The 13839-nt window shown below is 64.9% G+C and carries 11 protein-coding genes; 3 read left to right on the plus strand and 8 right to left on the minus strand.

Translation table 11 applies throughout. From position 1 onward, the window contains the following. Nucleotides 1-49: 49 nt before the first annotated feature. The 7 genes from cckA to flgB form a co-directional block, all read right to left on the minus strand. Complete coding sequence (cckA, locus tag AC0L21_RS06130) at nt 50-2632, minus strand: cell cycle histidine kinase CckA (RefSeq protein WP_473259248.1); 2583 nt, start codon at nt 2630-2632, stop codon at nt 50-52. A gap of 154 nt (nt 2633-2786) precedes the next feature. Beyond that, nucleotides 2787-3866, minus strand: a complete 1080-nt coding sequence (gene flhB / locus AC0L21_RS06135; RefSeq protein ID WP_473259250.1) for a flagellar biosynthesis protein FlhB — start codon at nt 3864-3866, stop codon at nt 2787-2789. An 11-nt stretch (nt 3867-3877) separates the two neighbouring features. Beyond that, nucleotides 3878-4648, minus strand: a complete 771-nt coding sequence (gene fliR / locus AC0L21_RS06140; protein ID WP_007602155.1) for a flagellar biosynthetic protein FliR — start codon at nt 4646-4648, stop codon at nt 3878-3880. A gap of 17 nt (nt 4649-4665) precedes the next feature. Further along, nucleotides 4666-4929 (minus strand): flagellar biosynthesis protein FliQ, encoded by a 264-nt coding sequence (fliQ, locus tag AC0L21_RS06145; RefSeq protein ID WP_007612284.1) that lies wholly within the window; start codon nt 4927-4929, stop codon nt 4666-4668. Nucleotides 4930-5101: 172 nt separating this feature from the next. Further along, entirely contained in the window at nt 5102-5410 is a 309-nt protein-coding gene (fliE, locus tag AC0L21_RS06150; RefSeq protein WP_007612285.1) for a flagellar hook-basal body complex protein FliE, read from the minus strand. 16 nt (nt 5411-5426) lie between these two features. Continuing rightward, entirely contained in the window at nt 5427-5852 is a 426-nt protein-coding gene (gene flgC, locus AC0L21_RS06155) for a flagellar basal body rod protein FlgC (protein WP_106944403.1), read from the minus strand. An 18-nt stretch (nt 5853-5870) separates the two neighbouring features. Then, on the minus strand, nt 5871-6275 hold the full coding sequence (flgB, locus tag AC0L21_RS06160; protein WP_473259253.1) for a flagellar basal body rod protein FlgB: 405 nt from the start codon (nt 6273-6275) through the stop codon (nt 5871-5873). A gap of 351 nt (nt 6276-6626) precedes the next feature. Here flgB and AC0L21_RS06165 point away from each other — a divergent pair, with 351 nt between their 5' ends. The 3 genes from AC0L21_RS06165 to AC0L21_RS06175 all read left to right on the plus strand — a co-directional run bounded on the left by AC0L21_RS06165 (nt 6627) and on the right by AC0L21_RS06175 (nt 9763). Continuing rightward, on the plus strand, nt 6627-7598 hold the full coding sequence (locus AC0L21_RS06165; protein ID WP_473259255.1) for a flagellar biosynthetic protein FliO: 972 nt from the start codon (nt 6627-6629) through the stop codon (nt 7596-7598). After that, nucleotides 7595-8356, plus strand: coding sequence for a flagellar type III secretion system pore protein FliP (gene fliP / locus AC0L21_RS06170; RefSeq protein ID WP_007612290.1), 762 nt, complete (start codon nt 7595-7597; stop codon nt 8354-8356). Before AC0L21_RS06165 ends, fliP begins: the two co-directional genes overlap by 4 nt. A 201-nt stretch (nt 8357-8557) precedes the next feature. Continuing rightward, complete coding sequence (locus tag AC0L21_RS06175; protein ID WP_473259258.1) at nt 8558-9763, plus strand: multidrug effflux MFS transporter; 1206 nt, start codon at nt 8558-8560, stop codon at nt 9761-9763. Between the two features lie 267 nt (nt 9764-10030). Here the strand turns inward: AC0L21_RS06175 and AC0L21_RS06180 are convergent, their stop codons facing one another. Then, complete coding sequence (locus AC0L21_RS06180) at nt 10031-13789, minus strand: tetratricopeptide repeat protein (protein WP_473259261.1); 3759 nt, start codon at nt 13787-13789, stop codon at nt 10031-10033. Nucleotides 13790-13839 lie beyond the last annotated feature (50 nt).

The raw sequence follows: 13839 nt of genomic DNA on the forward strand, positions 1-13839 counted from the left end.
CTTTTGCGACAGCAAATTCCGCTTTTCCGTCGTCATCGCGTTGAGGCCCTTACCCCGCCTTCGCCATCGTCTCCTTCACGGCCGCCACGAGCTGGCTGAGCGTGAACGGCTTGGGCAGGAAGTCGAACTGCTGGCCTTCGGGCAGGCTCTTCTCGAATGCGTCTTCGGCGTAGCCGGAAACGAAGATGAACTTGATGTCGGGGTTTTTCTCGCGCATCGCCTTGAGCAGCGTCGGGCCGTCCATCTCCGGCATCACGACGTCGGACACGACGAGATCGATTCCGCCGCTCTGCTCTTCCAGCACCTCGAGCGCCTCGACGCCGTTCTCGGCCTCGACCACGGTGTAGCCGCGCGAGCGCAGCCCGCGTGCGTTGAGCGCGCGCAGACCCTCCTCGTCCTCGACCAGGAGGATGGTGCCCTGTCCGGTGAGATCGGTGCGGGGCTTGGCGTCGGCTGCGGACGCCGCCTCCTTCGCGGCACCATTGCTGGTGCCAACGACCGGCGCCGGCTGCTCGACCTGCACCTCCGGCTCGGCATGATGGCGCGGCAGGAAGATGTGGAAGGAGGTGCCCTGCCCCGGCTCGGAGTCCACGTAAATGAATCCGCCGGTCTGCTTGACGATGCCGTAGACGGTGGAGAGCCCGAGGCCGGTGCCCTTTCCGACCTCCTTGGTCGAGAAGAACGGCTCGAAGATCTTGTCGCGGATGTCGGCGGGAATGCCGGTACCGGTATCGGCGACCTCGATCCGCACATAGTCGGCGGCCGGCATGCCCTTGTAGGCCAGCCTGGCCGCTTCCTCGGTGGTGACGTTGGCGGTGCGGATGATCAGCTTGCCGCCGTCGGGCATGGCATCGCGCGCGTTGACCGCGAGGTTGACGATGACCTGCTCGAACTGGGAGACGTCGACCTTGACCGGCCAGAGATCGCGGCCGTGGATGGTCTCGTGCTTGACCTTCTCGCCGATCAGGCGACGCAGCAGCATGGCGAGATCGGAGAGCGCATCGCCCAGGTCGAGCACCTGCGGCCGCAGTGTCTGCCGGCGCGAGAACGCCAGCAACTGCCGCACCAGCGTGGCGGCCCGCGTCGCGTTCTGCTTGATCTGCATGATGTCCTGGAACGACGGGTCGGTCGGCTTGTGCGCGTTCAGCAGGAAATCGTTCGCCATCATGATGGCGGAGAGCACGTTGTTGAAGTCGTGGGCGATGCCGCCGGCGAGCTGGCCGACAGTCTCCATCTTCTGCGACTGGTTGATCTGGTTCTCCAGCGCGCGCCGCTCGGTGGTCTCGAGCATGTGCACGATGGCGACTTCGGCGTCGTTCTCGGCCGCATCCACCGGCGTGACGAAGAACTGGCCCCACCGCTCTCTGGTTCCTTCGAGCGCCACTTCGACCGGCGCGACGTCGGCCTGGCCCTCCGCGGCCTGGTTGATGGCCGCGATCAAAAGATGCCGGTCACGCGAATTGACCGCACGGAAGATCGACTTGCTGGCGCTGTCGAGCCCCAGTGCCTGCCCCAGCTTGGCGTAGCGCGCATTGGCGCGCACGACATTGCCGCCGCGGTCGACCGTCGCGATCGCCATCGGGGTATGGTCGAAGAAGCGCATGAAGCGCACTTCGGCGGCGCGGTCGGGATCGCTGCGCTCGTCGCGGGCACGGCTGATCACCAGCGTGCGCGACGGGCCCGGCGCGCCGTCGGCGCCAAAGGCGAGCTTGTGATAGAGCCGCACCGGCATGGTCTTGCCAGTACGCATGCGCAGGTCGATGTCGAAGACTTCCGTCTTCACCTCGCCCGGCACCGCGACGATCGCCGTCAACAGCGAAGCGCCGTCGCCGGAGACGATGTCGGTGAGCTTCAGCCCGCCCGAGCCGATCTCGGCAAGGTCGTAGTCGAGCCAGTTCGCCAGCGTCGCATTGACATAAGCGAGCTCGCCGGCCGGATTGACCGAGAAGAAACCGCAAGGCGCGTGATCGAGATATTCGATCGCGTGCTGGAGTTCCTGGAACACGTCCTCCTGGCGCTCGCGGTCGCGGGTGATGTCGGCGATCGACCACACCGCGTATCTCGTCTCGCGCTTGCCGGTGCCGAGGGGCCGCACCCGCATGCGCAGCCAGCGGCCCTGGCTGCCGTCATTGCCGGAGATGCGCACCTCTTCCTGCTGCCGCTTGCCTTCGCGCGCGGCTTTCAACAGGCGGAACACCGCCTCGGAGACGTCGGGGTTGCCGATGAAGACGCGCTCCACGGGGCGCACGTCCTGCGGGCCGGCGGCGCCGGTCAGCGTCAGATAGGCCGCATTGGAATAGACCACATGGCCGCGCGGGTCGGTGACGGCGAGGCCGTCGAAGGCGTGGTCGGCGATGCGCCCCATCACGGGATCGTCGAGATTGCGGTCGACGAAGCGGATGATGCCGGCGGCGAAGGCGAACAGGTTGAAGAGGCCGACCATCGCCAGCACGGCGAGGATGCCGAGGATATAGGGCTGGGCCTGCGCGCGCCCGAGCGTCATCAAGCCGACGGCAACGGCGACGAGGCCGGCGGCCACCAGCAGCACCAGCGCAATGCTGCCCGAGCGCGGCGACGGCTCGTGCGCCGCAACGGGCTCGCGTGTGAGGTCGTGTTCGGTCTCGGCAGTCATCTCAAGCTGGCACAGCCTGTCGGCAGAGAATCAACGCGCTACAGGGCGCGCAGGGTCCTCCCTGCCTGAATCGGACCCGCAGGCGCAAGGGCAGCAGGGGCGAAAGGTACGCTGATTCCCAGATTACGGCCATTTCCAGTACTTTTCAGGGGTTTTATTGCCGGCTGGCACCAAATCCGCTCTTCAGACGCATGACGTAGCCGATGACTTCGGCGACCGCATGGTAGTGCTCGGTCGGGATTTCCTCGTCGATCTCGACGGTGGCATAGAGCGCGCGGGCGAGCGGCACGTTCTCGACGATCGGGATATCGTGCTCGCGCGCGATCTCCCGGATCTTGAAAGCGAGGTTGTCGACGCCCTTGGCGACGCAGATCGGGGCCGACATACCGCGCTCGTAGGACAGCGCGATCGAATAGTGGGTCGGGTTGGTGATGATCACGGAAGCCTTGGGAACCGCCGCCATCATGCGCTTCTTCGAGCGCTGCTGGCGCAGCTGCCTGAGCTTGCCTTTGATGTGCGGGTCGCCTTCGGACTGCTTGAACTCTTCCTTGATCTCCTGGAGCGACATCTTTTGCCGCTGGAACCAGCTGCGATACTGGAAGAAATAGTCGCCGATGGCGATGATCGCGAGCGCCGCGACCACCGCGCCGAGCAGATGAATGGTCAGGCTGGTGGAGGCGCCGAGCAGGGCGGCCGGATCGAGCCTGACCATCGCCTCCATGCGATGCCGTTCCGGCCACAGGATCGTGGTCATGACCGCGCCGAGCACGATCAGCTTGCCGAGACCCTTGAGGAAGTTCGCCGCCGCTTGCTTGCCGAATATGCGCTTGAGGCCTTCGGCAGGCGACAGCTTGCTGAATTTGGGCTTGAGGGATTCGGCCGACCAGACCAGGCGGTGCTGCAGCATGTTGCCGGCAATTGCCGCCAGCACCAGCATCAGCAGCGGCACGCCCATTGACGCGAGCACAGCGACTTCGATCTGCTGCATCAGGGCGAGCAGCGCCCTGCCGTCGGTCTTGATCATCCAGGAATTGGCGAGCAGGTTGCGCATCGGCGCCAACAGCCCGCTGCCGACCGATCCCGAGAAGCTCGAAACCACGAGCGTGGCGCCCGCGATCATGAACCAGGTGTTGATCTCCTGACTCTTGGCGACGTCACCGCGTTCGAGCGCCTCTTCGAGACGTTTTTGCGTCGGGTCTTCTGTTTGACTCTCTGGATCGTTGTCTTCCGCCATCGATCACCCGGTCACTTGAGTGGCATCATCTGGTGCATGACACCGATGAAATAGTCGAGATAGGTGCCCATCATCGCCGTGAGCACGACGGCGAGCACCAGGAAGCCGGCGAAGATCGAGAGCGGCACGCCGACGAAATAGACTTGCATCTGCGGCATCAGCCGCGCCAGCACGCCGAGCCCGATGTTGAAGACGAGGCCGAACACCAGGAATGGTCCGGAAAGTTGCAAGCCCAGGCGGAACGCGGCGGCAAAGGCGCGCGTCGCCAGCGCGGCGACATCGCCGCTCGACACAGTCTCGCCCGGCGCGAAGATCGTGTAGCTGTCGTTCAGCGCCGCGATCACCAGATGATGGCTGTCGGTGGCGAACAGCAGTGTCACCCCCAGGATCGTCAGGAAGTTGCCGACGAGCACGCCCTGCTGTCCCTGTGTCGGATCGACCGAAGTGACGAAGCCGAGCCCCATCTGCTGCGCGATCACGGCACCGGCAACCTGCAGCGCCGATAACGTCACCCGCGCGGTCGCCCCCAGCACGATGCCGATCACGATCTCATGCAGCATCAGGACCAGCAGCGGCGCGATCGAGCCCATATCGACCTGATAGGCGTTGCGATGCAGCGGCAGGATGATCAGCGTGAGCAGCAGCGCGATCGACAGTTTGATCCGCGTCGGGATATTGGTCTCGCCCAGGCCGGGCAACAGCATCACCATCGCGCCGACCCGGGCAAAGGCGAGCATGAAGGAGGCGGCAAGCGCCGGCAGCAGCGAGACGTCGATGCGCATGACGGGCGCATTGTGCCTCAGCCGCCGATGATTCGCGACGATATCCGCAGCATGTGGGAATGCAGTGCGTCGGCCATGAACGGCAAGGCCAACAGCATTGTGGCAAAGATGGCCAGGATCTTCGGCACGTAGATCAGCGTCTGCTCCTGGATCTGCGTCAGCGCCTGGAACAGCGACACGACGACGCCGACCACGAGGCCGACCACCATCAGTGGCGACGACACGATCACGATGGTCCAGATCGCATCACGCGCGACGTCGAGGGTTTCCGGTCCGGTCATTTCGCAGTTCCTTTGTCTTATTCCTCGCCTCCCATCGCTCTTGCGAGCGATGCGAAGGTCTATCCCCGTCATTGCGAGCGTAGCGAAGCAATGCAGACTGCCACCGCGGAAGGATTCTGGATTGCTTCGCTGCGCTCGCAATGACGGTTGGGGCGGGCGCGAGCGCCAAAAATCAGATCGGCATCTTCATGATGTCTTCATAGGCCGCGATCACGCGGTCGCGGACCGAGACCAGTGTGGACACGGCGACGTCGGTGTCTGCGACCGCCGTCACCACGTCCATCACGTTGGCCTTGCCCGCGGCCATCGCCACCGTCTGCGCATCGGATTTGCGGCCGGACTCCAGGACGCTGCCGACAGTGTCTTTCAGAAGAGAGGCGAAGGACTGCCCGCTCGGCTCGCTGCCCTTGCCGGCACCGCTGTTCTCCAGCACGCGAGCGAGGTTTGCATAGGCGTTGGCGGCAATTGTCGGTGTTGCCATGGTTCAAATGTCCTGTTCAGCTCTTGAGGATGTCGAGGGTGCGCTGGATCATCCGGCGCGTCGCGCTGATGATGTTGAGATTGGCCTCGTACGACCGCTGCGCGTCGCGCATGTCGGTCATCTCGACCACCGAGTTCACGTTGGGATATTTGACGTTGCCGGTCGCATCCGCCGCCGGATTGTTCGGCTCGTATTTGGTACGGAAATTGGACTGGTCGGGCTTGATCCTGCCGAGGGTGACGACCTGCGCGTCGAGTGTACGGTCGAGCGCAGAGGAGAAGGTCGGCACCTTGCGCCGGTAAGGATCGCCGCCGGCGGTCGGCGCCGTCGAATCCGCATTTGCGATGTTCTCCGAGATCACCCGCATGCGCCCGGCCTGCGCCCGCAGACCGGAGGTCGCGATCGCCATCGAGCGGGCAAAGTCACTGCTGTCATTCGCCATGATGCGCTTCCTCTAGCTCTAGCCTTTGCCGATCGCGGTCTTGAGCAGGTGCAGGCTCTTCGAATACAGCGAGGTCGCCGCCGCATAATCCATCTGGTTGCTGGCGGCCTTCATCATCTCCTCTTCGAGATTGACGGCGTTGCCCGCGGGGCGGGTCTCAAAACCCGCATTCCTGTTCTGGTCGAATCCGGAGGCCGCGCCTGACGGCGCCATGTGGGAACCGCTGGTGCGGGTGAGCTTCAAGGGCCCCATCGAACCCGTGACGGCGCCGGCTTTGTCCAGCTTCGGCTCGACCAGGTCGCGCGGCCGGAATTTGGGCGTGTCGGAATTGGAGACGTTCTCGGACAGGACGCGCTGGCGCTCCTGGTGCCACTGCATCTTGGTGCGAAGCGCCGAGAGCACCGGAAGATCGTTGATGGACATCGTTGCGGCTCCTTCCGCCTCGCAGGACCCATGGTCCGAAGCTAGGCAGAATTTGCCGCCTGTATGGTTAACAGCTGGTTAAGGAGATCGCAGGCAGTTGTTCCCCGCCGGGACACCGATGCGTGTACCCCGTGATTCTACGCCTCCAAAAGCGGCATTAACCCAACCGCTTGGCGGCGCATGCACAGGCCAAGAAGTCGTTTTGGATCGAGCGATTCATGGGTTATTAAGAGTTGGGGACGGCAAAACTTGCCGTGGGACGTTAAGAAATCGCAGTTTGGGGTAACGTAAGCCGGTGGTTGGCGCATCTGACCACTGGCCCGAGAAAAGCGCCATTTGTCGGGGACAAGTATGCAAGGCAGCCCTATCACCTTCATCGTCGCGTTCATCGTCGTTCTGGCGTTGATCGGCGTCGCTGCATGGCTGGTTCGCCGATTCGCCACCAGCCGGCTCGGCGCCAACACCCAGCGCGGCCGGATGCCCCGGCTCGCCGTGATCGATGCCGCCGCGGTCGACGGCCGCCGCCGTCTGGTGCTGGTCCGGCGTGACAATGTCGAGCATCTTCTGATGATCGGCGGCCCCACCGACATCGTCGTCGAACCCAACATCGTGCGCGCAGCGCCCGGCCGCGACCAGCTCCCGCAGCGCCCCAATGCGGCCGAGCCGCCGCGTCTCGCGCCGATGCATGATACCAGCAGCTGGGCCGACGAAGCACCGCGGCCCGAGCTGCTCGATCATCCCGAACCGCAAATGCCCGAGCCGCCACCGCGGCCCACGCGCCCTTCCTTTGCCGACGAAGTGCGCCGGCCGGCTCCCGCGCTGGCGGAACGCCGCAACGAGCCCCCACTCGCAGGCTTCGCGTCCGAGCCGATCGCGCCGCGCCCCGAGCGCGAGCTGCGTCCAGAACCTATTCCGCCGCGCGTTGCGCGCAACGAACCCCCTCTGATGCCGCGTCCGCCGCGCCAGAGCGAGCCGATGAAGGCGCCTCCAGTGCGCGCCGAGCGCCAAGCCGCGCCACCTCCGCCCATGCCGCAGGCTCCACCCGTTCCGCCGCCGGCGCCCGCTCCGGCGGCGCCATCGAGCGCCGAGCAGAATCTCGCCGAGATGGCCCAGCGGCTCGAAGCTGCGCTGCGCCGCCCCGCCGGCGAGACGCTTGCCCCTCCGGTCGCCCCGGAGCCCCCGGCCGCTCCTCCGCGTGTGGCCCGCAGCGAGCCGTCGGCACCACCGGCCCCTTCCGCAAAGCCGGCTCCGGAAAAGACCAGCTTTGAAAATCTCGAAGACGAGATGGCCTCGTTGCTCGGCCGTCCGAAGCCGTCTTCGTGAGGCTGCCGGCCCTCCCGCGTAGAGTTTTTTTTCTTTCTGTCCTGATCGGCGCGGCTTCGCTCGCGATGCCGGCGCATGCGCAGGACATCAGCATCAATCTCGGCGGCGGCGGCGCTGGCGGTGGCGGCGTCACCGAGCGCGCGATCCAGCTGATCGCGCTGCTGACGGTGCTGTCGATCGCACCGTCGATCCTGATCATGATGACGTCGTTCACGCGCATCGTGGTCGTGCTGTCGCTGCTGCGCACCGCGATGGGCACCGCGACCGCCCCGCCGAACTCGGTGATCATCGCGCTGGCGATGTTCCTCACCTTCTTCGTGATGGGGCCCGTCCTGCAAAAATCCTACGACGAAGGCATCCGTCCGCTGGTCGCCAATCAGCTCGGCGTCGAGGACGCGCTTCAGCGCGCCTCCGTCCCCCTGCGCGGCTTCATGCAGAAGAACGTGCGCGAGAAGGACCTCAAGCTGTTCCTGGATCTGTCCGGCGAGCCGCCTCCCGCCACTCCCGACGAGCTCGGCTTACGCATCCTCGTCCCCGCCTTCATGATCTCGGAACTGAAGCGTGCCTTCGAGATCGGGTTTCTGCTGTTCCTCCCCTTCCTGATCATCGACCTCGTCGTCGCGTCCGTGCTGATGTCGATGGGCATGATGATGCTGCCGCCCGCGACCATCTCGCTGCCGTTCAAGCTGATCTTCTTCGTGCTGGTCGACGGCTGGTCGCTGGTGGCAGGGAGCCTGGTGCAGAGTTACGGGGGATAGCCGGCCTGGGGAGCGGTCACCGCCGCCCCCATCCCCTCTGACCCAAGGCTTGTAAGCCGACACTTCAGCTTACCAGCGCAAGGCGGAAAGGCTACCACCGTGAGCGCGTTCGGCGGTTCGTGACATACCGGAATATGCTCAGGTTGCGCATTCAACGGGCCGTTGATATGATGGTTATCATTCATTGATCCGAAGCGGCTTATGACCAGCAACGTCGAAAACCGTCCGCTCGCTCGAGTCGTGCCGCTCGGTCTTCAGGTCGCCGTTCTTGCTGCGTTGTCTGCGAGTGGCACGTTGGCCACCAACATTCTGTTGCCTTCGCTACCGAGTATCGCCGTCGCTGTAGGCGTCTCCAGCGCTCAGGTAACGTCAGCTATCACCATATTCCTCGCCATGTTCGCGGTCGGACAACTTGTTGTCGGTCCGTTGTCGGATCGTTTCGGCCGGCGCGTACCCGTGATGATCGGGTTTGCTGTATTTTTCGCAGGTAGCATATGGTGCGCTTTAGCCAATGATTTGGCGGCACTATTGATCGGTCGCGTTGTGCAGGCCGGTGGCGCGTGTGCCACGTCTGTCCTTTCGCGAGCTATCGCAAGAGATCTTTTTCAGGGCGAAAAGCTAGCGCGCGTGCTCACTTTTGTTATGATTGCGATGGCAGCGGCGCCCGGATTCTCGCCCCTGGTCGGTGGCGCGCTGGATCATTTTTTTGGCTGGCGTTCAGCATTTGTATTCGTCGGAATCTTCGCCGTCGTCGCCGCTTCGGCATTTCTTGCGGCTTTCGGAGAAACGCACCACGCGCCACGCGCCGCGTTCGATTCCTCGACGATCGCCAAGAACTACTGGTCGCTATCGACTGACCGCCGTTTCGTGGTTCCTGCCGCAACTGTTAGCCTCATCTTAGGTGCGCTGTTTGCAATGTTTTCGGCGTTGCCGCGTGTCTTGATAGAAGGCCTCGACTTCACACCCATGCAACTCGGCCTGTTCTTCGCAGGCACTGTCATGATCGTCTTTAGCGCTGGCATTATCGCTACAAAAATTGTTCCGCACCTTGGTCTCGACCGATCGATTTGCATCGGCCTCGCGCTGGCCTGTGTCGGTGGCGGCATGGTGTTGGTATTCGCGCTTTTCGACGGGCGCTTTTTGCCATTTCTTGTCGGCGCATGCGTATTCCTGCTAGGCATGGGCATGGTCAATCCGCTCTGCAGCGCGCAAGCTCTTTCGCCATTCGGCGATCGCGCCGGTGCTGCCTCGGCCCTTTTGGGTTTCTGGCAGATGTTGGCCGCGGCACTGGGGGTATCGCTTGCGGCAGTGATCGCAAGGAACCCCATGATCGGGCTTGGTCTCGTGCTAGTGCTTGCCTCGACCTTGGGCTCGGCAATTTATCAGGTGCGGGTAAAACTCAACTGAGCCCGTTAAGATCGCTTGCTGGCCCTTAGCTGCTTCCCTGTTTCTACGCCCTAAGGTGTTTCTCACAATGGGCCTGGAGCCCTCAGCCGATTAGCAAAGGCAAACGGGCCATGTCCGGTCTCGAAGACTGAACGGGCGGCCACCTCTGCGCGGATTGTTCGTGTTTATGAGTACGCGCCCCTGAGCGATAGTCTCGGGCCCCTGCCCATCACTGCCAGGAGCTTGCTCAGCGGGCATCTGTCGCGAGGCCCAGAAGGAGCAGCGATCCTACCGCGTCATCTTGATCTGCCGCACGACGGGAATCGTGGGCAGCGAGCCGGTGTGGTCGGACTCGTCCTTGGCCTGCGGAGAGGCCGGCGCACGTGCAGTGGCGTCGGGGAAGCGCTGCTTCATCTCGCGCAGGAAACCGTCGAGCGTGTCGACGCTGGCAGCCAGCTTGGCGATATCGGCAAACTCCGCGCTCGAGGCGCCGGTCGGTTTGCTCGCGATGTCGAAGGCGAGCCGATCGGCGCTCTCGCTCATCAGCGGCGCATATTTCTCGCGGAAGCGCGACACGCCGATCGAGTCGTCGGCGAGCGCATAACCGACGGCTGCGCGGATGATGTCGCTTTTCTCCACCGCGTTGAGCGGCTTGAAGTCGCGAAAGCGCTCGCCGTAATAGAGCTCGATCTGCTCGGCGGACTCACGCCAGCGCCGCGCCGCCCAGAAGATGTCGGATCGCAGGCGCAGCACCTCGCGCCCCGTAACGTTGGAGACGATGTCGAGCGCGAGATCGTGGCGGCCGACGTCGCTCTGCGCACGCGCCTCCAGCAGCAGGCGTTGCTGCCTGAGTTCGCCTGAGAGGTCGCTGATACGGCTCGCGCGCAACGCCGTGATCGCCATGTCGGGTCTGCGGTTGGCCAGATAGATCATGGAGAGGCGCGCGGCGACTTGCGCACGCGCCGCGCCTTCGAGGCGATGGTCGACCTGGTATTGCAGGAGCTCGGCGGCTTGGTCGAGCAGATCGATCGAGGCGAGACGGTCGGAGAGGCGTCGGATCAGTTCGTCGCCGCGGCGGCCGATCGGGGTCAGTTCGCGGAACTCGTAGAACATCCCGAGCGCTTCGATCGGCGGCAGCTCGTCGCCCTTGGGTCCCAGGAAGATCTGCGTGAACAGGTCGGAGGCGAGGTCCTGCGCCTGGCGCGAGGCGTCCGCGTTCGGCTGCAGCTTTGTCGCGGTGCGCGCCGCGGTGAGCGCGTCCCGGTAGCGCCCGTTCTCGGCAAACATTTGCGACAGCATCTGGAGCGTCTTGACCTCGATCGAGTCGCCGCGCCAAGTCATCGCGAGCGTTTCGAGCTCGCGCAACGCGTCTTCCTTGCCGATCTCGTCGCGCTTCTGTCGCAGCGCGACCTCGAGCTGCTTGGCCTCGGCCGCAGCCGGCCGGTCGGACGAGCCGACCGCGAATTTGTAGTCGTCGAGCGCATCCTTGTCGTGGCCGAGCGCCTCGGCGAGCCTGCCGCGCAGCACGGCGAAGCCGGGCGCGGCCTCGGGCGAGACGCCGACCACCTCGAGCTCGCTGCGGCGCTTGGAGGCGCCGGCATAGTCCTTCACCTCGAGCGAAGCGCGCATCGCTTCCATCGTCACGATGCGCTGGATGTCGAGCGGCAGCGACGCGATGGCGAATTCGACGTTCTTGAACTTCTCGCGCGCGTCCGCCCATTTGCCCTGGCGCGCATAGGCAAGCGCCTTCCAGAGCTGGGAATCGTGGCTGTTGCCGATCACGGGATTGGCGAGGTCCTTCAGGCCCTGCGCCGGCCGGCCGATCAGGATGCTCGCGATCGCATGCATGATCAGCGCACTGCTCTCCTCCTTGTTGAGGGGATCGGCCAGCATCAATTCGGTGACGGCCTTGGCCTCGTGATACATCGCGCGCGACATGTAGAATTGCGCGAGGTCGAGCCGCGGCAGCGAACGCATCGCCGGCTCGACGTTGGAGATCGCGGTGATCAGCTCGTTCTGGCGCGCTATGAAATTTTCCGACTGGCCCTTGCGCCAGCCTTCGGGGCTGAAGACGGGGCGCACTGCGGTCGGCGCACGCTCGGCCGAGATGTCGACCGGCGACAGCGTCAGCCCCCCCTTCTTGCCGAGGATGACCTTGTCGGCCCCGACCTCGACGCCGACATCGTCGGAATTCGGCCGGATCGCGATGCCATGTGCGGATTCCAGCAGCGCGAGATCAACGAGGTCCTGCCGCTTGATGAAGCCGCGCACCGGCCGCTGCGCGGTGATGACATAGAGCGTGTCGCCGGCATCGGGATCGGTGAGCTTGTGCAGGAGCCCCGGATTGGCGAAGGGGATCGCGATGTTGGCAAGCGCCGGGTCGGTGATGTTGCGCGAGATCATCAGCGGCAGCGGCGTCGCCTGGATCTTGTCGGCGAGGGTCAAGAGCCAGTTGGTCTGCTTGCCGACCTCCTCGCTCGACAGCGAATAGACCAGGGGCCGGGTGAGACGGATACGCACCGCCTGTCCCTTCTCGAGCGGGACGCGGCCGACTTCCCCGATCATCGCACCGCCCTTGGTGCGGATCGCCTCGACGTCGATCGGCTTCGCCGTATCGAACACCAGCCAGACGGTGTCGCCACGGCGGAACGCCGCCGCAGGCGTTGCGACCTGAAGCGGGAAGGTCACCCGCAGGCCGTCGCTGTCGCGGCGCACATCGACGCTGGCAGCAGGCGGCTGCGGCGCCGCAGGCGCCTCTGCTGGAGCAGCCTTGACCGGCTCCTTGACCGGCTCTTTGGCAGCTTCCTTCACGACCTCTTGCGGCGCTTCGGCCATGGCCGGCTTGGCAGGCGCGACCGCAGTTTCTGCAACTGGCGCGACGATCTTTGAAACTTCCTTGGGCGCTTCCTTGACCGCTTCCTTGGGCGCTTGCGCAACGTGCGCAGCTTCGGCCGCAGGAGCGGGCATCGATTTCGGCGCTTCAGAGGGCGGCATGGCGGCGGGCGCTTCCGCCTTCAGCTCGGGCTTGACGTCGATCCTGGCTTCGCGCGCGATCGTCTCGGACGTCGGCGGCGCGATCTCGCGCTGCGCATCCTTCGGCTTCTCGGCCGCGGGCTTTTCGGGGACAGGCGCCGGTCCATGCGCCGCGGGCTTGGCCTGCGCGATCGCAGCCTCGGCCGAATTGGCCATCTTGCCCTTGTCCGGTTGGAAGGAGATGTCGACGACGTAGTTCTTCTCGTCGCGGAACGAATGCACGTCGGAATCGCCGATCAGTGCGATCTCGACACTGGTCTGGTCGATGTCGGCCTTCTGCTTGATCGAGGCGACGTTCGGCGGCGCTGCGACGACCGCGTCCGCCAGATCGAAATTGAGGTTGGCGTTAAAGGCGAGCGTGAGCTTCTGCTCGTTGAGCACGGAGGACACACCGACGCCGTCGGGCATCTCGAACACGAAGCGGACGAAGGTCGGCTGCACCGAGGCGCGCACGCGGATCTGCGGACGCTTCTTGCTCTCCGCCGCGGCGCGCTGGGCGCGCAGCGCGCGTTCGGCGACGCGCGCGCGCTCGGCGAGTTCCTTGACCACGTCCATCGGGAGGCTCGGCGGTGGTCCCTTCCAACCCTCCGGCAAGAGGTCGATGAAGGTTCGCTCGCCGGCATTCATGGTGTTGACGGTGACGCGCCGCGCCAGCGACAGGCGGATGGCGCCGCCGTCGGGATCGCGGCGGGCGGAGTTGACGTAGTCGGGCGCACCTTCCGGGACACGGTCGACCGGAACGTCGACCGCCCGGTCGAAGCGGATGACGAGAATGGAGCCGGCCGTCGTCACCTCGGAGGGGACGTCCTCCCCGAGCTTGATCACGAGACGGGCAAAGCCGCCGCCGGCCGAGAAAGTCGCCTCGCCCCGGATAGCATCGGCCGCCCGGGCAGGCGCCGTGAAGCCGATCAGCAGGCTGGCTGCCAGCAGCGGCGCCGCGCGGACATGACGCGACAGCCTCCGCGCCAGGGCGCGGGCTCGCGACACAAATCCAGCGGCAGCCTCTCGCGCCATTGGCGGCATTACTTCCGGTTCGACGGTCCACGCCGGCATTGCTGCCGGCC

The sequence above is a fragment of the Bradyrhizobium sp. WSM4873 genome, from assembly GCF_055811355.1.

Excerpts from the sequence above, each read along its gene's own strand:
- cckA (WP_473259248.1), bottom strand. The coding sequence starts at position 2,632 with ATGACTGCCGAGACCGAACACGACCTCACACGCGAGCCCGTTGCGGCG.
- flhB (WP_473259250.1), bottom strand. The coding sequence starts at position 3,866 with ATGGCGGAAGACAACGATCCAGAGAGTCAAACAGAAGACCCGACGCAA.
- fliR (WP_007602155.1), bottom strand. The coding sequence starts at position 4,648 with ATGCGCATCGACGTCTCGCTGCTGCCGGCGCTTGCCGCCTCCTTCATG.
- fliQ (WP_007612284.1), bottom strand. The coding sequence starts at position 4,929 with ATGACCGGACCGGAAACCCTCGACGTCGCGCGTGATGCGATCTGGACC.
- fliE (WP_007612285.1), bottom strand. The coding sequence starts at position 5,410 with ATGGCAACACCGACAATTGCCGCCAACGCCTATGCAAACCTCGCTCGC.
- flgC (WP_106944403.1), bottom strand. The coding sequence starts at position 5,852 with ATGGCGAATGACAGCAGTGACTTTGCCCGCTCGATGGCGATCGCGACC.
- flgB (WP_473259253.1), bottom strand. The coding sequence starts at position 6,275 with ATGTCCATCAACGATCTTCCGGTGCTCTCGGCGCTTCGCACCAAGATG.
- AC0L21_RS06165 (WP_473259255.1), top strand. The coding sequence starts at position 6,627 with ATGCAAGGCAGCCCTATCACCTTCATCGTCGCGTTCATCGTCGTTCTG.
- AC0L21_RS06175 (WP_473259258.1), top strand. The coding sequence starts at position 8,558 with ATGACCAGCAACGTCGAAAACCGTCCGCTCGCTCGAGTCGTGCCGCTC.
- AC0L21_RS06180 (WP_473259261.1), bottom strand. The coding sequence starts at position 13,789 with ATGGCGCGAGAGGCTGCCGCTGGATTTGTGTCGCGAGCCCGCGCCCTG.